This is a genomic window from Flavobacterium piscisymbiosum (assembly GCF_020905295.1).
In the GTDB taxonomy this organism is placed as follows: domain Bacteria; phylum Bacteroidota; class Bacteroidia; order Flavobacteriales; family Flavobacteriaceae; genus Flavobacterium; species Flavobacterium piscisymbiosum.
On record NZ_JAJJMM010000001.1, the window covers coordinates 4490815 to 4509617 of the forward strand.

At 32.9% G+C, this 18803-nt stretch carries 23 protein-coding genes; 21 read left to right on the forward strand and 2 right to left on the reverse strand.

Translation table 11 applies throughout. The features are described from left to right. Positions 1-19: 19 nt before the first annotated feature. Positions 20-1996 carry an alpha-ketoacid dehydrogenase subunit alpha/beta gene (locus tag LNP81_RS19330; protein ID WP_230038674.1) on the reverse strand — a complete coding sequence of 659 codons (1977 nt, stop codon included), beginning with the start codon at positions 1994-1996 and terminating at the stop codon, positions 20-22. Positions 1997-2167: 171 nt separating this feature from the next. On the opposite strand from LNP81_RS19330, the gene LNP81_RS19335 reads away from it, so the two are divergent. From LNP81_RS19335 to LNP81_RS19425, 19 genes are all read left to right on the forward strand, one after another. Further along, positions 2168-3118, forward strand: coding sequence for an isopenicillin N synthase family dioxygenase (locus tag LNP81_RS19335; protein WP_230038676.1), 951 nt, complete (start codon positions 2168-2170; stop codon positions 3116-3118). A 113-nt stretch (positions 3119-3231) separates the two neighbouring features. Next, entirely contained in the window at positions 3232-3564 is a 333-nt protein-coding gene (locus LNP81_RS19340; RefSeq protein ID WP_230038678.1) for a translation initiation factor, read from the forward strand. Between the two features lie 258 nt (positions 3565-3822). Further along, on the forward strand, positions 3823-4692 hold the full coding sequence (locus LNP81_RS19345; protein WP_230038680.1) for a nucleoside phosphorylase: 870 nt from the start codon (positions 3823-3825) through the stop codon (positions 4690-4692). 35 nt (positions 4693-4727) lie between these two features. Further along, positions 4728-5165, forward strand: coding sequence for a DinB family protein (locus LNP81_RS19350; RefSeq protein ID WP_230038682.1), 438 nt, complete (start codon positions 4728-4730; stop codon positions 5163-5165). Then, positions 5165-5638: a DUF4265 domain-containing protein gene (locus tag LNP81_RS19355; RefSeq protein ID WP_230038684.1), complete on the forward strand. Its 474-nt coding sequence runs from the start codon at positions 5165-5167 to the stop codon at positions 5636-5638. Before LNP81_RS19350 ends, LNP81_RS19355 begins: the two co-directional genes overlap by 1 nt. Before the next feature lie 79 nt (positions 5639-5717). Beyond that, on the forward strand, positions 5718-6569 hold the full coding sequence (locus LNP81_RS19360) for a substrate-binding domain-containing protein (RefSeq protein WP_230038686.1): 852 nt from the start codon (positions 5718-5720) through the stop codon (positions 6567-6569). Positions 6570-6589: 20 nt separating this feature from the next. Next, on the forward strand, positions 6590-7522 hold the full coding sequence (locus LNP81_RS19365) for a transglutaminase-like domain-containing protein (protein ID WP_230038688.1): 933 nt from the start codon (positions 6590-6592) through the stop codon (positions 7520-7522). A 443-nt stretch (positions 7523-7965) separates the two neighbouring features. Continuing rightward, the gene (locus tag LNP81_RS19370) at positions 7966-8334 is read left to right on the forward strand and encodes a hypothetical protein (RefSeq protein WP_230038690.1); all 369 of its coding nucleotides are present in this window, start codon (positions 7966-7968) and stop codon (positions 8332-8334) included. A 228-nt stretch (positions 8335-8562) separates the two neighbouring features. Further along, the gene (gene abc-f, locus LNP81_RS19375; RefSeq protein WP_230038692.1) at positions 8563-10149 is read left to right on the forward strand and encodes a ribosomal protection-like ABC-F family protein; all 1587 of its coding nucleotides are present in this window, start codon (positions 8563-8565) and stop codon (positions 10147-10149) included. 124 nt (positions 10150-10273) lie between these two features. Further along, complete coding sequence (locus LNP81_RS19380; RefSeq protein WP_230038694.1) at positions 10274-10639, forward strand: hypothetical protein; 366 nt, start codon at positions 10274-10276, stop codon at positions 10637-10639. Positions 10640-10799: 160 nt separating this feature from the next. Further along, positions 10800-11123: an ArsR/SmtB family transcription factor gene (locus LNP81_RS19385; protein WP_230038697.1), complete on the forward strand. Its 324-nt coding sequence runs from the start codon at positions 10800-10802 to the stop codon at positions 11121-11123. Between the two features lie 6 nt (positions 11124-11129). Next, positions 11130-11597, forward strand: a complete 468-nt coding sequence (locus LNP81_RS19390; protein ID WP_230038699.1) for an SRPBCC family protein — start codon at positions 11130-11132, stop codon at positions 11595-11597. A 6-nt stretch (positions 11598-11603) separates the two neighbouring features. Beyond that, positions 11604-11987 carry a DoxX family protein gene (locus LNP81_RS19395; RefSeq protein WP_230038701.1) on the forward strand — a complete coding sequence of 128 codons (384 nt, stop codon included), beginning with the start codon at positions 11604-11606 and terminating at the stop codon, positions 11985-11987. A 10-nt stretch (positions 11988-11997) separates the two neighbouring features. After that, positions 11998-12555 (forward strand): DUF4256 domain-containing protein, encoded by a 558-nt coding sequence (locus tag LNP81_RS19400; protein WP_230038703.1) that lies wholly within the window; start codon positions 11998-12000, stop codon positions 12553-12555. 20 nt (positions 12556-12575) lie between these two features. Then, the gene (locus LNP81_RS19405; RefSeq protein ID WP_230038705.1) at positions 12576-13169 is read left to right on the forward strand and encodes a YdeI/OmpD-associated family protein; all 594 of its coding nucleotides are present in this window, start codon (positions 12576-12578) and stop codon (positions 13167-13169) included. A gap of 28 nt (positions 13170-13197) precedes the next feature. After that, positions 13198-13701 carry an endonuclease V gene (locus LNP81_RS19410; protein ID WP_230038707.1) on the forward strand — a complete coding sequence of 168 codons (504 nt, stop codon included), beginning with the start codon at positions 13198-13200 and terminating at the stop codon, positions 13699-13701. 61 nt (positions 13702-13762) lie between these two features. Beyond that, positions 13763-14407, forward strand: a complete 645-nt coding sequence (locus LNP81_RS19415; RefSeq protein WP_230038709.1) for a hypothetical protein — start codon at positions 13763-13765, stop codon at positions 14405-14407. 127 nt (positions 14408-14534) lie between these two features. Continuing rightward, entirely contained in the window at positions 14535-14954 is a 420-nt protein-coding gene (locus LNP81_RS19420) for a VOC family protein (protein WP_230038711.1), read from the forward strand. A gap of 11 nt (positions 14955-14965) precedes the next feature. Further along, positions 14966-15259: a hypothetical protein gene (locus LNP81_RS19425; RefSeq protein WP_230038713.1), complete on the forward strand. Its 294-nt coding sequence runs from the start codon at positions 14966-14968 to the stop codon at positions 15257-15259. 20 nt (positions 15260-15279) lie between these two features. Here the strand turns inward: LNP81_RS19425 and LNP81_RS19430 are convergent, their stop codons facing one another. Then, positions 15280-16350, reverse strand: a complete 1071-nt coding sequence (locus tag LNP81_RS19430; protein WP_230038715.1) for a serine hydrolase domain-containing protein — start codon at positions 16348-16350, stop codon at positions 15280-15282. Between the two features lie 203 nt (positions 16351-16553). On the opposite strand from LNP81_RS19430, the gene LNP81_RS19435 reads away from it, so the two are divergent. Next, positions 16554-17630, forward strand: a complete 1077-nt coding sequence (locus tag LNP81_RS19435) for a calcium:cation antiporter (RefSeq protein WP_230038717.1) — start codon at positions 16554-16556, stop codon at positions 17628-17630. 166 nt (positions 17631-17796) lie between these two features. Next, on the forward strand, positions 17797-18612 hold the full coding sequence (locus tag LNP81_RS19440; RefSeq protein WP_230038719.1) for a hypothetical protein: 816 nt from the start codon (positions 17797-17799) through the stop codon (positions 18610-18612). Positions 18613-18803 lie beyond the last annotated feature (191 nt).

Sequence of the window (18803 nt, forward strand, 5' to 3'; positions counted from 1 at the left end):
AACTATTTGCTATTTGTAATTAATATTTCAATAAATCTGATAAAACTTCCTCGAAACGATTTTTAGGTAAAAACTGATCTTCTAGTGCTTTTGTAAACGGAATTGGCGAATCTAAACTTGCTACTCTTTTAACCGGAGCATCCAGATATTCAAAGCATTCTTCCATAATTAAGGCCGAAATATCGCTTGCCATTCCTCCAAACAAAGTATCTTCCTGATAAATAATTACTTTTCCTGTCTTTTTTACAGAAGCAAAAATAGTTTCGGTATCCAAAGGCTGTAAAGTTCTTAAGTCGATTAAATCAGCTGAAATTTCAGGATTATTAGCCAAAGTTTCTAAAGCCCAATGCACCGGAGCGCCAAAAGCAATAATAGTAACCTGGTTTCCTTCTTTTAATAAAGCTGCTTTTCCTAACGGAATCGTATAATAATCAACCGGAACATCCTGATAAACGCTGCGATACAATTGTTTATGTTCGAAAAATAAAACCGGATTAGGGTCATTTATAGAACTATTCAATAACCCTTTTGCATCATACGGAAAAGCGGGATAAACGACTTTTAAACCCGGAGTTTTGGTAAACCAGGCTTCGTTGGTTTGTGAGTGAAATGGCCCGGCCTGAGTTCCTCCGCCACAAGGCATTCGAACGACAACATCGGCATTTTCGCCCCAGCGATAATGAGATTTTGCTAATAAATTGACAATTGGGTTGAATCCTGTAGAAACAAAATCGGCAAATTGCATTTCGACAATGGCTTTATAACCATTTATAGATAAGCCCATTGCGGTCGAAACAACGGCGCTCTCGCAAATTGGTGTATTTCGTACGCGATCTTTTCCAAATAAGTCTACAAAACCATCTGTGATTTTAAAAGCGCCGCCATATTCTGCAATATCCTGCCCCATTATGATCAGTTTTCCATAGCGTTTCATAGATTGCTCTAAACTATATCTGATAGCATCTATAAAACGTATATTTTTAACTTCTTCTGACGGATTAACTTCTTCATGTTCATAACGTTTATAAACATCATCTAATTCTCCGCTGTAAGTTGGTATAATTTCAGGTTCGGCGTTGGCAATGGCCAAATTTTCGTCGATTTCCTGTTTGATTTCAGCGTGTAACTGCTCGTCGAATTCGGCTGTAAGAACCCCAATTTCAGTTAAGTAATTTCTGTAATTACTTACCGGATCTTTGGCGGCCCATTCGTCCATCAATTCCTGCGGAACGTATTTTGTACCACTCGCCTCTTCATGACCGCGCATTCTAAAGGTTTTAAATTCTAATAAAACCGGATGCGGATCTTTTTGCATGTCTTCTTTTAACTGAGACAGTTTATTGAAAACTTCAACAATATTATTTCCGTCAATAATATAACTTTCAATGCCGTAACCAATTCCTTTATCAGCAAGGTTTTCGCACAAATACTGTTCGTTTGTAGGCGTCGAAAGTCCGTAACCATTATTTTCGATGATAAACATTACCGGCAATTTCCAGACAGCAGCAATATTTAGTGCTTCATGAAAATCTCCCTCGCTTGTAGCACCTTCTCCTGTAAAAACAGCGGTGACTTTTTTATTGTTCTGAAGTTTATCAGCTAATGCGATTCCGTCTGCGATCCCTAATTGCGGGCCAAGATGCGAAATCATCCCGATAATTTTATATTCCTGAGTGCCAAAGTGAAAGCTACGATCCCGCCCTTTTGTAAAACCATTTGCTTTTCCTTGCCATTGCGAGAATAAGCGGTGCAACGGAATGTTTCTTGTGGTAAAAACGCCTAAATTTCTGTGCATTGGCAATACATATTCAGAGTCATCTAAAACAGCGGTAACCCCTACTGCAATTGCTTCCTGCCCTATTCCGGAGAACCATTTTGATACTTTTCCTTGTCGAATCAGGATCAGCATCTTTTCTTCGATCAAACGAGGTTTAAGAATTTTTTTATATAAATCTAATAATTGAGCATCAGTAAGGTTTTGTCTGTAAAAGATCATTTGGTTCTTGGTTTTAGTGTTTCAAATATAGAAAAATATAACAATTTTATTAATTTTTGTTACAAATTTTTAATTTTATTATAACTTTTAAAATTCAAATCTAAAATATTCTCTACCTTTGTTATTAGAAGGTTTATGACACCTTTTATCCTATAAATAAAAATGTAAAGTATGCAAAACATTCCTAGTGTAGACTTACGTGATTTCCTTTCGGACGACCCGAAACGTAAACAAAAATTTGTAAATGAAATCGGCAGTGCATTTGAAAACATTGGCTTCGTAGCCCTAAAAGGTCACTTTTTAGATGATCAGTTAGTAGACGAGCTTTATGGCGAAATTAGAAAATTTTTCGCTTTGCCAGTAGAAACTAAGCATAATTATGAGATTCCCGGAATTGGCGGGCAAAGAGGTTATGTTTCTTTTGGAAAAGAACATGCTAAAGGACGTAAAGAGGGGGATTTGAAAGAATTCTGGCATTTTGGTCAGTATGTTGATGCATCTTCTAAGTATGCATCTGAGTATCCTGAAAATGTAGAAGTAAAAGAATTACCTCGTTTTAATGTTGTAGGTAAAGAAGCGTATCAAATGCTTGAAAAAACAGGTGTTTATGTGTTAAGAGCTTTGGCTTTGCATTTGGGTTTAGATGAGTTTTATTTTGACCAATATGCAAAAGAAGGAAACTCTATTTTAAGACCAATTCATTACCCACCAATTACTTCTGAGCCGGAAAACGCCATTCGCGCCGCTGCTCACGGAGATATTAATTTGATTACCCTATTAATGGGTGCTCAGGGTAAAGGATTACAGGTTCAGAATCACGATGGCGAATGGATTGATGCTATCGCTGAAGATGATCAATTGGTTATTAATGTGGGAGATATGTTGTCAAGACATACCAACAACAAGTTGAAATCAACGATTCACCAAGTGGTAAATCCACCAAGAGAATTATGGGGAACTTCACGTTATTCTATTCCGTTTTTTATGCATCCTGTAAGCGATATGCGTCTAGATTGTTTAGAAAACTGTATTGATGCCGAGAATCCTAAAAAATTCGAAGATATTACTGCGGGAGACTATTTGTACGAACGTTTAGTAGATTTGGGATTGATTAAAAAATAAACTTAAATAAATTCCAATATTAAAATTCCAAATTCCAACATTATGATTGGGATTTGGAATTTGATTTTTACAAACTATAACTATTGGAATTTATTTTTTAGCATAAAAAATTTATGGACTTACAAGATCAATTAAAAAACTTATTCCCGGATCACGTAGAATCTAATGAACCTGAAGAAGTTCAGGAGCAGGATCATGTGCTTTACATTCAAAAAGAGCCTATGATTTGTAAATTCGAAAAACGAAAAGGAAAAGCGACAACCATAATCGAAGGCTACGAAGGATCTGATGAAGATTTTAAAATTCTGGCCAAAGAAATTAAAACAAAATTGAGTGTTGGCGGAACTTTTAAAGATGCTTCGATTATTATTCAGGGCGATTATCGTGATAAAATAATGGCGATTTTAAAAGAAAAAGGATTTAAAACGAAACGTGTTGGAGGGTGATAATTGTAGATTTATGATTTTAGATTGTAGATTAATGTATTGTGGATAATTTAACCGCAAAAGAGCGCTAAGAATATATTTCTAAGCTTTGTAAAAGTTCGCAAAGCTTTATCTTCAAACAATATCAATTGGAATTTGGAATTTAAAAATTTGGAATTTCAGAAAAAAAATCCGTCGAATCCGTGGGCAAAAAAAGTTTACGCCCTAAAGAAAACCTCAGAACCTTAGTCACTCAGTAACTTAGAACCTTAAAAAAATATGATACAAAATTCAGAATTAATACTTAATCCAGACGGAAGCGTTTACCACTTAAACCTTCTTCCTGAACATATAGCAAACGATATAATTTTTGTTGGAGACCAAAACAGAGTTGAAAAGATCACTCAGTTTTTTGATTCGATTGAATATTCTACGCAAAAAAGAGAATTTAAAACCCAAACCGGAATTTATAAAGGCAAAAGAATATCTGTAATGTCAACCGGAATTGGTCCTGACAATATTGATATTGTGGTGAATGAATTAGATGCCTTGGTAAACATCGATTTAAAAACACGTCAGCCAAAAGAAGAACTGACTTCTTTGAATATTATCAGAATTGGAACTTCAGGTTCTTTGCAGGCTGATATTCCTGTGGATAGTTTTGTAATGTCTAAATTCGGTTTAGGATTAGATAATATGCTTCGCTCCTATTTGATTGATGAAGTTTCGAATGCAGCGATCGAAGATGCTTTTATTCATCATACTAATTGGGATATTAAAAAAGGAAGACCTTATGCGATTGCTTGTTCTGAAGCATTAGAAAAAATAATCGAATCGGATAAAATATTCAAAGGAATTACAGCAACTGCCGGAGGTTTTTACGGACCACAAGGACGTGTATTGCGTTTGAATATACAGGACGAAGAATTAAACAGTAAAATGGATAATTTTAGTTTTAATGACGAAAGAATTACTAACTTAGAGATGGAAACCGCTGCTATTTATGGATTATCGGCGCTTTTAGGACATAATGCATTGTCATTGAATGCTATTATTGCCAATCGTGCAACCGGAACTTTTAGTGAGGACCCATACAAAGCAGTTGATGAATTGATTACGTATACGTTGAATAAACTGGCTCAGCAATAATTAGGAAATCAGTCCATTAGAAAATGAGATAATTTATGGAAGACGCTATTCTTAAATTTGAGAAATTATTGAATGAGAATGTCAATTATTTTCCAACGATAAGCAATGAAATTTTAGAAGCTAAAATACCTGGAAAATGGTCTAAAAAAGAAATTTTAGGCCATTTGACAGATTCAGCTATTCATAATCTGGTGCGTTTTACAGAAATAAATTATGTAGAAAAACCTTATCAGCACAGGCCATATAACCAAATAGATTTAGTAAATTTAAATCAGTATCAAACAATGGATATTGATGAATTGACACAATTGTGGTTCGTGGTCAACAAACAGATTATCAGAATTATGAAATCTGTTGATAATGAGGCTTTAGAATATAAAATTGTTTTGAGTGATGGATCAATTATTGATTTGAAATTTCTGATGACTGATTACGTAACCCATTTAGAACACCACATAAACCAAATTAGATAATGGCAGAAGCGCATAAAAAGATATTGTTTAAATATTATAGTACCTATCTGGAAGAAATTGTTTCAGAGACCATGTGGGCAGAAATTATTGATGCTGAAAAAGGATATTTTAAATTAGATAATATTCCGTTTTTTGGACCTTTGATTGCAACAGACGATATTTTTCGTGCTGAATATGATGAAAATGAGAAAACGTTCATGCACAAGGAAACAATAGAAAGTTCAGGAAATTCTATTGTTCAGGTTTTAGTATTGGAAAAAGAGTTTGATGCGGCAGTTATCAGAGAAAAGCTAAAAGCTCTGAATTGCATAACTGAAGTTTTGAATGACACTTTTTTTGCTGTTGAAATTGTGAGAAACACAGATTATTCATTAGTAAAAAGTGTTTTAAACGAATATGAATCACAGGCAATAATAGAATTTGCAGAACCTTGTCTTTCTGAAAAACACAGAACCGATTTATTGAAAAATTAGCTAATATGTCAATTCGATAATAAGATAATTAAAAGAAACTAAACTTAAAATACGCTTACCAAACTTAAACTTAACTAAAATGAAAACTGTAAAAATTGTAGGTGTTCCCGAACACTTCAATTTGCCATGGCATTTATGCATCGAAAATGGGGAATTTGAAGCAGAAAACATTGATTTACAATGGAAAAATATTCCTGAAGGAACCGGAAAAATGTGTCAGATGCTTCGTGATGGTGAAGCTGATATTGCTGTAATTTTAACCGAAGGAATTGTAAAAGATATTGTTGCGGGAAATCCAAGTAAAATTGTTCAGATTTACGTGCAATCGCCTTTAATTTGGGGAATTCACGTTGCTGCAAAATCAGATTTTCATGCAGTAAAAGATCTTAAAGATAAAAAAGTAGCTATTTCCAGAATAGGTTCAGGATCGCAATTGATGGCTTATGTAAATGCACATGAAAATGGCTGGGAAACTGATAATCTGCAATTTGAAATCATTAACACCATCGACGGAGCTGTAGAGGCTTTGACAAAAGGAACTGCAGATTACTTTATGTGGGAACGTTTTATGACCAAACCACTTGTAGATCAGGGAATTTTCAGGAGAGTTGGCGACTGCCCTACTCCATGGCCTTCATTTGTAATTACGGTTCGTGACGAATTCCTGAAAAAGAACCCAAAAATTGTCGAAAAAATATTAGAAATTATAAACAAAACAACGCACGATTTTACTGAAATTCCAAATATAGACAAAACATTATCAGAGCTTTTCAATCAAAAAATTGAAGATATTCAGGAATGGCTGAAACTGACACAATGGTCTCAGAAGAATTTAAGTGAAAAAGCATTCATTAAAATTCAAAATCAGTTATTTGATCTGGGAATTATTGATAAAAAAAGTACTTTTGTTGAAACGGTAAAAGCGCTTTAAATACTTGCTTTTGAATTCTTATGATAAAATTCCCTAAAATTGACTTTCCGCAATTAAAATCCAAACTACAGGTGAAATCTCCCTGGGACAGGATTATTATTATGCTGTTGAGTCTTTTGATAACGATTCCGATTTTTATCATACTGCATCAAAACCTGATCGATTTAGAATGGGCTTTTAATTTAGACCGTATCTTTATTTTTATATTTGTTTTTGCTGCTATTTTCTTTCTGTTAATGTACCTGCGAACGATAATACTTTTATGTATCGCGGTTTACTTAGTGGTTTTAATTTACGGAAGTGTTATAGGGAATTATGGTTTTAGTGAAATCTCCGAAGATTATAATTCGATGATTTATACCATGTCTGATAATCCTTTTCCGCAGGATATTATTGTGGCGAAGCTGCTTCCGTTTCCTAATAAATCAAAAATTATCAATGCCATCGAATATCAGAATCCAAAGGTTCGAAACTTCGCGATAATGGCTACAACAAAGCATTTTAAAGGCCTTAAAGGATATTCTGATTACAGAACTATTATTCAGTGTTTTGCAGTGTTTAAAGAGATTAATAGCCGATGGAATTACGTAAACGATCCCAAAGAAGGTGATTATATTGCTACTGCGAGCGAATCTTTAGAATATTTTTCAGGAGATTGCGACGATCATTCGATTTTAATGGCCGCCGCAATTCGCTCTATTGGCGGAACTCCAAGGTTAATTCATACGAAAGGACATATTTACCCTGAAATATTGATTGGTTCTATGATCGATCTGGAAAAGGTCAATTATCTAATTAAAAATGTACTTTTTGTAAAAGAAAGTTATAAAAAGAAGATCCATTATCATATTGATGAACGTGGTCAGGTTTGGATGAATCTGGATTATACTGCAAAATACCCCGGAGGACCTTTTATGTATGAAGAAATTTTGGGAGCTTTGACTTTAAAGTAGTTTTTTTTAGGTTCTAAGATGCTAAGGTTCTGAGGTGCTAAGTTTTTTTTAGTATTGTATTTTTTGCCTTTGCCCACGGATTTTACGGATTGGACGGGCTTACGCGGATTTTTTAAATTTTAATCGCAAATTATTGGTATGAAATTCTAAATTCCAAAAAATCCAGATCTCAAATTTTCTAATAAAATCAGTTTTTAACTTAAAGACACAATGGTGTGCTCTCTACAATCGATACGGGTGTTATGATGAACATGCTTCACAACAAAACTTTCCTGATATTACAGTAATTCCTTAATTTCCACGCAATCAAAAACTTAAAATTAGTAATGTGAAATTTAATTTTGTAGGTTTATTTTTCTATTTATTTATAAATATTTGATTTTTAGATTTTTAATTAAAAATAATTTTGTAATTTTCTAAGGTCTAACTTTAATCACAAAATCATGAGAAAATCTAACTTATTTATCTTCGCAATTGCATTATTAGCAGTATTAATGATTTCATGCCATAAAGGTCGCAATAAACTGGTAAACTCTTGGAAAATCACTGCTGTTGAACCTAAAATACCGCTTTCGGATTCTTTAAAAAATGTGATTCTGACTAACGGAACATTAACTTTTACAGAAGACGGACACGTAACCGGGTATTTACAAAATGAAATAAATAATGGGACTTTTGCATTGACAAAAGGTGGAAAGAATTTAGTGATAAAAGATGAAACGGGAACCCCATATCCTTGTGAAAGCACAATAACAGACGATCAACTGATATTAGACAGCAAAGAAATGAAAATAACCCTCAAAAAAATATAACGTACGTTTTCAGCATTATAACAAAAAATATATCAAGCCACGTTGAAGTAAAATTTATCGTGGTTTTTCTTTTTAAATCGAATGTATTTTCAAAATCAAACACAAATTGTATCTTTGCAATCTTAAATAATAGTAATAATTTATGTGAAAAATAATTTCTTTCGGACAATTTAAAGGGTAAACGGCAATCGCGGTTACTCTATTTATTCATCTTTATAGAAAGAAATTATGCTTACTCTACAAAACATTTCATATAAACACAACAACAGTGATTTATTGTTTGACAATATTGGTTTTACAGTAAATAATCACGAAAAAATTGCACTAATTGGTAATAATGGAGTCGGAAAATCGACGCTGTTAAAAATCATTGCCGGCGAATTAAAGCCATCAAACGGAGATCTAAGAGTTAGCTCTCATCCTTATTACATTCCGCAAATTTTCGGGCAATACAATCATTTTACAATTGCTGAAGCTTTACGCGTTCATGACAAACTCAAAGCACTTAAAGAGATTCTGGTTGGAAATGTTACAGAAGAAAATCTTAATGTCTTAAACGATGACTGGACTATTGAGGAGCGTTGCAGCAATGCATTAAAGTATTGGCAATTATCTGATCTGGACTTGAACGAAAAAATTGAAAACTTAAGCGGAGGACAAAAAACAAAAGTTTTCCTCGCGGGTATTTTGATTCACGAACCAGAATTGGTTTTGCTTGATGAACCTAGTAATCATCTTGACAAAGCAACCAGAGAATTGTTGTATCACTTTATTACATCGACAAACAGTAGTTTAATTATTGTGAGTCATGATCGAAAACTGCTGAATCTTTTGAATACTGTTTATGAACTTAGTAAACGTGGTATTACTATTTATGGCGGGAATTACGACTTTTATGCTGAGCAAAAACAAGTTGAAAATAATGCTTTAAACCAGGATTTGCAAAGCAAAGAGAAAGCCTTGAAAAAAGCCAAAGAAAAAGAGCGTGAAACTCTGGAAAGGCAGCAAAAACTGGATGCAAGAGGCAAAAAGAAACAAGAGAAATCAGGTGTTGCACGCATTATGATGAATACTTTGCGCAATAACGCCGAGAATAGTTCATCGAAACTTAAAAGTGTTCATGTAGAAAAAATCGATGGTATCTCGAAAGAACTACGCGAAATAAGATCTGCCCTACCCGATATCGATCAGATGAAATTTGGTTTTGATGATTCGGGTTTGCATAAAGGCAAAATTCTTTTTAAGGCAAATGCAATTAACTTTAGTTACAAAGATCAATTGCTTTGGAAAAAAGATTTGAATATCGAAATCCTGAGCGGAGAAAGAATTGCTCTAAAAGGCAGCAACGGATCCGGAAAAACGACTTTAATCAAAATAATATTGGGTAAATTAAACCCTAAATCAGGAACGGTTTATAGTCCGCAAAACAAATCGGTTTATATTGATCAGGATTATTCGCTGATCAATAATGAGCTTAAAGTTTATGATCAGGCGCAACAGTTTAACGGTTCAGGATTAGAAGAACATGAGATCAAAATGAGATTGAATCGCTTTTTATTCCATAAAGAATATTGGGACAAACCTTGCAATGCTTTAAGTGGTGGCGAAAAAATGCGATTAATGCTTTGTTGTTTAACGATTAATAACGAATCGCCGGACATTATTGTATTAGATGAACCTACGAATAATCTTGACATTCAGAATGTTGAAATCCTGACGGCTGCTATCAATGAATATCAGGGAACATTAATTGTGGTTTCTCATGATGAATCTTTCTTGGAACAAATTAATATCCAAAAAAGCATTTTGCTTTAAAAACAAATGAATTTATCGTGTTAATATATTGTTAATTTACTTTTTAATTCTTACTTTTACTTAGCTAATTTATTTAAAATCAGCTAAGTAAAAAGGGTATTATTTAAAAGGTAAAACTATGATCTTGAAGCATAAAAAAATATTTTTAATAGATAGTTTGGGCGCTTTGATTTCAGCTTTTTTCTTAGGAATTGTATTGGTTAGATTTGAAATCGCTGTTGGAATGCCAAAAGAAGTATTGATTGTACTTGCTATACTAGCTTGTATTTTAGCCTTCTACTCTTTTATCAGTTATTTATTCGTGATAAAAAACTGGCAGTTCTATATTAGAATCATTGCTCTGGTGAATCTTGTATATTGCTGTTTAACGATTGGGTTTCTAACTTATTTTCATCGAGAAATTACCGTTTTGGGATGTGCTTATTTTTTTATCGAAATTATAGTTATACTCATTCTTGCTAATATTGAAATTAACGTAGCAAAAAACTAAACAGACCTAATCTCCTTAGGACTAATAAAATTTTAAAGCCACTAAAAGCAGTTGATTTTAGAGGCTTTTTTTATAACTATCTCATTTTTAGTAAAAAAAAGCGTAAAATATTTTGCGCAGTCAAATAACTGCATTATATTTGCAGTCAAATAACTGCACAATGGAAATTCGTAGAGATGTATTTCAGGCCATAGCCGACCCTACCCGCAGGGCAATATTAAGTTTAGTTGCGATACAAGCGATGACACCTGGTGTTATAGCAGAAAATTTCGATTCGTCGCGACAGACGATTTCAAAACACATTCAGATCCTTACAGAATGTGAATTATTAAACCAGCAACAAAACGGCAGAGAAATTTATTATCAGACTAATGCAAAGAAAATGAAAGAAGTAGCTGATTTTATAGAACCTTTTCGCAAAATGTGGGACGACCGATTTAATACATTAGAAACCATAATGAAAAACTACAAACCTAAACAATAAACTAATATGGAATTAAAAACAAAAATTAATGCCAAAGATGGTCAGCAGGATCTTGTGATTAAACGAGAGTTTGATCTTCCGTTAGAATTACTGTTCAAAGCTTATGTCGAACCTGAAATAGTAGCGCAATGGATGGGTACAAATGTGCTTAAACTCGAAAGTAAAAAGTACGGAAGTTATCAGTTTGAAACTACTGATCCTAAAGGAAATGTAGTTTTTAAAGCGAATGGCGTGATTCACGAATGCATCGAAAACCAAAGAATTACCCGCACATTTGAAATGGAAAATTCACCTTTTGCTGCCCAGCTTGAGTTTTTAGATTTCGAATCAGTTTCTGAGGAAACGAGTAAACTTACGATGCATATTATTTATAAATCGACAGATCTTCGTGATCAGATGCTAAAATTACCTTTTGCTCAAGGTATGAATATGGCGCACAATAGATTACAGGAAATTACAAACAAACTAAAATAATAAGTCATGACAAAAAGAAATAAAATTATCTACTGGATAGCTACTCTTTGGCTTGCATTAGGCATGACAGTAACCGGCGTAGTGCAATTAATAAAAATGAAAGAAGAAGTAGATATGATGAACCATTTGGGTTATCCAATCTATTTTTTGACCATTCTTGGAATTTGGAAAATATTAGGCGTAATCGCTGTATTAATTCCTAAATTTACTTTATTGAAAGAATGGGCTTATGCAGGATTCTTTTTTGCAATGTCTGGCGCTATTTTTTCTCATTTGTCTTGTGGCGATGCTCCTATTGCTTTATTTGGTCCGTTATTGTTGCTTATATTAACAATCATATCTTGGTATTTTAGACCTTTAGAAAGAAAACTTATTTCGGTTCAATCATAAAACAAACGTTATGAAAAATAAATTATCACCAGAACAGCAAGAGGAATTGCTTGATGTTTTAGAAGCTCGCTTTGAAAAGAATATGCAGCGCCATAAAGGTATTGAGTGGAATAAAGCGCTCGCAAAACTGCAAGCCAATCCGGATAAATTATGGTCTCTGGATGAAATGGAAAGAACTGAAGGAGAACCAGATGTAGTTGGTTATGATAAAAAAACAGATGAATATATATTTTGTGATTGTGCCGCCGAAAGTCCTAAAGGGCGCAGAAGTATATGTTACGACCACGAAGCTTTAGAAAAAAGAAAAGAAAATAAACCCGCAGATAGTGCCCTAAATATGGCGGAAGAAATGGGAATTAAAATCCTAAACGAAGAACAATACAAAGAACTTCAGCAACTGGGTAAATTTGACAGTAAAACCTCGAGCTGGATCGAAACGCCTTCTGATATCAGGAAATTAGGCGGTGCCCTATTCTCAGATTTTCGTTACAATACTGTTTTTGTTTATCATAACGGAGCAGATTCGTATTATGCCGCAAGGGGTTTTCGCGGATTGTTGCGTGTTTAATTCATTTAAAATAAAATGTTATGAATCCTAAAGTTGATTTTTATTTTGATGAAGCCAAAAAATGGCAAAAAGAACAAGAAGAACTGCGTAATATTGTTTTAGATTGTCAGTTAACTGAAGAACTCAAATGGGGCTGTCCTTGTTATACTTTTCAGGGCAATAATATTGTTTTGATACACGCTTTTAAAGAGTATTTTGCGCTTTTGTTTTTTAAAGGAGCTTTGTTAAGTGATACCAATGGAATTTTGATACAGCAATCTAAAAATGTTCAGGCAGCAAGACAAATAAGGTTTACGAATCTTCAGGAAATTAAAGATCAAAAATCGATTCTAAAAACTTATATTTATCAAGCGATTGAAGTTGAAAAATCGGGTCTAAAGGTGAAATTAAAGAAGACCAAAGAGTTTGAAGTTGCTGAAGAATTTCAAAAGAAATTAGATCGGGATTCAAAATTAGATGCTGCATTCAAAGCTTTAACTCCCGGACGACAAAGAGCTTATTTACTGCATTTTTCATCTCCAAAACAATCTAAAACAAGAGAATCAAGAGTGGAGAAAGCTATTGATAAGATTTTGGATGGAAAGGGACTGAATGACGATTTTAAAATAAAATAAATATATTAGCCCAAATAATCTATAAATAATGATATTAGCCTTCGATACGTATTACTACGACGGAAAAGCAAAAACGGTTTGCCTTGAATTTACAGAATGGAATCAAAGTGAAAATTTTAAAATTCACACTGAATTCATCGAGAATATAGAAGAATATATTCCGGGAGAATTTTATAAAAGAGAATTGCCTTGTATTCTCAGTTTATTAGATAAAATTGATTTAACAACTATTGAAGCCATTATTGTGGATGGTTTTGTGTATTTAGATGATGAAAAAAAATACGGTTTGGGTGGACGTTTATACGAAAAACTAAATAGTAAAATCCCGATTATTGGTGTTGCGAAAACAAATTTTACAGCTATCGAAAAACACAAACGAGCTCTTTTGAGAGGTGATAGCAAAAAGCCGTTATATATTACTTCTATTGGTATTGAATTAGATGATGCTTTTGAAAAAGTAGCACTAATGGCCGGTGAATTTAGATTCCCAACTTTGTTAAAAGAATTGGATCGATTGACGAAAGAATTGTAATAATTGTCTTTTCTAATTGAATTAAAATACTGTTTAAAATTCAAATGATTAAAACCAAGTAATGAATACTGCAATAAAAAATAATCTCTGGAGTCAATTTGAAACGACTAAAGAAATCTTTTTAGCTAAGAAGGACTTACATCCTTTGTTTGAACAATTTAAGTTTTTTATTTCTGAAATAAATATAGAAAAACTTATATCACAATTTGAATCTGAAATTGAGCTTAACATATCAGAATGGTGGATAAATAAAGAAAGAGACATAGATTTGAATTCTAAATTATTTGCCATATTATTTACTTATGGTGATCTAAAGGAAAAATTACCACAGGCGCTTGTTTACGGAATTAACCAAATTGAAACTCCATTAAAAAAACAATTAGAAACCTATGATTTAGGTTGGCACGAATATGCCGATGGATATTATGCTTTGCCCGGTATAAATTTAGATTTTTGCCAAGCTTTACAAAAATTAAACTACAAAAATTTGGAAGGTAGTCAAGATGAAGAGATCGATTGGTATGAGCTAGAGGGAAGAATAGAACTTTTTAATACTTATAAGTTTGCTATAGCTTATGCTCTTCATGAAAGTTTAAATAACCTTATGCAACTAAATAAATTGATAAGCATAAACTCGGTCGTACCGCTTCATTTTTTATTACAGCAATATGATGAAGATGTAACTCCTTTATTAATATTGGAGTAAATTATGAGTTAGTTGAACAATTTAAAACTGAATTTGAAAGCAACTCTAACTAAATAGTTTTACTGAATTTCATTTAAATGAATTGATTAAATTTGATAAACCAGATGTATAAATTAAAACAAGTATAATGCAGGATTCAAATAACATAACACACGTCACTTCAAATGATAAGACGCCAAAAGTAACAGGAATTGGAGGTGTTTTTTTCTTTTCGGAAAATCAAAAGGAAACTAGAGAATGGTATGCCAAAAACTTAGGTTTTGATGTTAATGAATGGGGTTCGACTTTTGAATCCAGAGATTTTAATAATCCTGATAAAATAAATGCTGTACAATGGAGCCCTTTTAAGAAAGGTGATGAATACTTCTCCCCTTCCAGAAAAGATTTCATGATTAACTATACGGTTCAAAATATTGAAGGTCTTGTAAATCAGCTCAAAGAAAACGGTGTAACTGTTCTTGATGAAATTGCAACTTACGATTACGGTAAATTTGTACATATTATGGACGCAGAAGGCAATAAAATAGAACTTTGGGAACCAATTTAAAATGAATGTACATGGAAGATAATAATTATGAACATTTTCTAAAAAATGTGGCTTCGCCATTAGATTATTCAGAGGGTTTTTATTTAGTATATATCGAAGTTGCCGTAAAGACTGAAGAGATAAGTAAAATAATTTCAGAACATGCCAAAATAATGACAGAACTGGAGTTTGGTTATTTATGCGAAGCTCATATGCAGGCCATTCCTGAAATTGCACGCTCTTTATCCTTAAAAAATCATGCAATATACCAAATGGTAAGATTGGTTAGGCTGACTAAAAGTTCTGATGATAAAGAGGTAAAATAATTCTGTAAATTTTATGTCTTTCAGTTTTTAAATTGAGGTAAAATATATTTTGCCATAATTTCGAAAGCCTGTTTTGCTTTAAACGATTGATAGTTTCCTTGCGTGAAAACAACAGTTAAATTTAAATTTTCGATTATAAAAATATACTGGCCTCCATTACCGGATGCAAAGAGTAAATTCTCCTCAAGATCTTTTGTTTTCAGGGTTTCGCGATACCAATAATAACCATAATAAGCCGGTTGCGGAGATCCAATTTTACTTTTACTGGTTTTCATATAGGAGAAATCAGGAATTAGGATATCACAAAGAGTAGACTCTAAAATCCATTTTTTCGAAATGATTTGTTTGCCTTCCCAAATGCCCTTGTCTTTTACCATCTGCCCTATTTTAAGCATATCTTTAGGTTTAATGTAGAAAGATCCTGCTGTCATACCATTTCCGCTTGGATCGATTGTCCATTTATAATTTGTGATTCCAAGAGGTTCGAATAAATATTTTTTAGCAAAATCCATAACAGACATTTTTGTTGCTTTGCGCATGACTCCGCTCAGGATTACGGGATCTATTGAGGTATAAGCCCATACTTCGCCAGGTTTGTCTTTCATAGGAAGATTCAAAGAGTACCCGACCCAGTTTTTGCTGGAACTCATTTCGTCCTCACAATCTTTTGTATCATTAAATTCCTCACAATCAAAACCTGATTTCATTTCAAGTAGGTTTTTAATCGTCATATTTTTTTTTAATGGATCTGTTTTAAGGTATGGATATTCAGGAAAAAACTCATAAACTTTCTGGTTTATATTTTTGATAAATCCTTTATCGATCGCTATTCCAACGAGTAAACTTGCTATAGATTTAAAAGAAGAACGGGAATCGTGAAGAGAATCTCTCTTATAGCCATTAAAATATTGTTCATAAACTAATTGTTTGTCTTTTGAAATTAGTACGCTATGAATACCGGGATAATGTTTACTGGAAATAGAATCGGTCATTTCACGCAAAAGAGAATCATCAATTTTATTTTTAGTTTGACCAGATATATGAAAGATGTTCAAGAATAGAAAAATATAAAAAAAGTAACTGTTTTTCATGATTATAGGTTTGTGTTTGGCTAAAAAATAGTTCTGTAATTTTTGAAGAAAAAAGATTTTTAGAAGCTAAAGATACTATTATTATGAGCCGGTTTCTCAAGTATATGGCCCAGTGTTTTTGGTATTTGCGGTAAAAAGACTTATATTACGGGAAATTAAAATGTCATTTTACATTAAAAATTATTGGCAGAAAACATTTATATATGAAAAGATTACTTCAATGGACGATCATCATTCCGGCACTTGCCTGGATTCTTTTTTTTAGCGGACTTATAGACAACAGCAGCATTTTTCAGGTTATTGCCAGTATATTGCTTATCCTTAGTGTTATGTCGGCCGTGCATCATTCAGAAGTAATAGCAGAAAGAGTTGGAGAGCCTTACGGAACCATTATTTTGGCCATATCTATAACCGTTATTGAAGTTTCGATTATTGTATCGCTCATGCTTTCAGAAGGAACTGAAGCAGCTTCTTTAGCCCGAGATACGGTTTATGCGGCTACAATGCTTATTCTAAATGGAATTATTGGCCTTTGCCTTTTAATTGGCGGACTAAAACATTACGAACAAAATTTTTCTGTTTCTTCGGTAACTATTGGTTTGGTTTCATTGGTTTCGATTATAGTATTTACATTGGTCTTCCCTACTTTTACCGAAAGTGTTAAAGGATCTTATTACTCCTTACCACAACTTGTTTTTGCTTCGATTGCATGTCTTGTTATTTATGGCTCTTTTCTGTTTGCACAAACAAGCAGGTACAGGCAATATTTTCTAACTGTTGGCGATGACGAAAACGAAGATGTAGTTGAGCCCATTGCAATCGATAATAAAACCTTTTACACCAGTCTTGTTTTCCTGATCGTAAGTTTAGGTATTGTGGTTTTATTGGCTAAAACCCTATCTCCTACTATCGAAAGTATTATTGTGAGTTATCATCTTCCAAAATCTTTGGTTGGAGTTGTAATTGCTGCAATAATTTTACTTCCGGAAGCTATTGCTGCTATTATTGCGGCAAGAAAAAACAGACTTCAAACCAGTATCAATTTAGCTTTGGGTTCTGCATTGGCAAGTATTGGTTTAACTATTCCAAGTGTGGCAGTAGTTTGCATTATGATGGATATGCCTATTATTTTGGGACTTGATATAAAATCGATTGTTCTGCTGGCATTATCAGTGTTTACCGTAATGTTGTCCTTAAGCAAAGGAAAATCGAATATTGTTTACGGTGTAGTACTTCTGGTGAATTTATTTGCTTTTGTATTTTTGATGATATATCCTTGATTTACAATTGATACGAAAATTTGGAAAACTTCATTAGAAATAATGGAGTTTTTTTATGCTTACAAAATTAAACAGTAGTGTATTAAGTTTTTACAAGATCTTAATAAAAATCGATTACATTTACTTCGATAGAATAGCAGATATAACTAAAACCCCAAATTAAAAAATGAAAAAAACAATTTTTACTGTTACAGCAGCATTACTAACAGTTTGCGCTTTTGCGCAGGAAATAAAAATTAAAAACGACGAAGTAAAGCTTGATGACAAAGCAGTTGCTTATATCGAAGGGAAAAAACCAAATCTTCAAATTCTGAGTTTAGACAAGCAGTATTCTGTAAGTGCTGAATTAAAATTTTTAGAATCTACCGGAAAAAGATGGATGATTCTAAAGAGTGCTAAATCAGGTAAAACAAATGAAGTTGATTATAAAAAATTCAATCCGCTAAATCAGCAAAAAAGCGTTATAGAAGCTTTTATAGATAAAGGTTTTGTGAGCGCGGATGGTCTAAATACTGAAGCGATCGAAAATTTTATAAATGGTGAATCTTCAGGTGTTGGCAATAAAATTAAAAACGAAGCAAATGCAGCAAGTGGAAAACAAAAAAGAATTGAAGGTTATCAGGTTGTAATCGACGATGCCGGTATTATCTATAGCGCCATAACAAAAGATCCTAATAATAAAAAGATTGGAAATATAAAGATCGTATCAACAACTGCATTAGGAGTTCAAAAATACGAAGTGTATGATTTAGATCAGAATTTGATAGGAACCTGGTACAACATGAGCAGCAAACATCCCGGTTATGATAAGTTTTTGTACGAAGAACTTATAACGTTTGATAATAAAGTCTTTAAAATAAAATACGAAAGTTCAGGAGCTAATATACAATACAGAATAAGTGGAGATAAAACTGCCTTAAATATTGTAAATGAACTAATTGATAACGGATATATTTTGCAACATCAGGGAATTGCGCGTTAAATAAGAGACATTTAATCTCACTTGAAATATTAAAAAAGAGTACCTTCAAAATCATTAATTTTGAAGGTGCTCTTTTTTTAGTCTTTGTTTATTGGTTTTCAAAATAGTGTTAATAACTCTTACATTAACTTACAAGCATTGATTATTTCGATTAAAGATATTTCTTATATTCGCTGGCAATAAATGTTAAT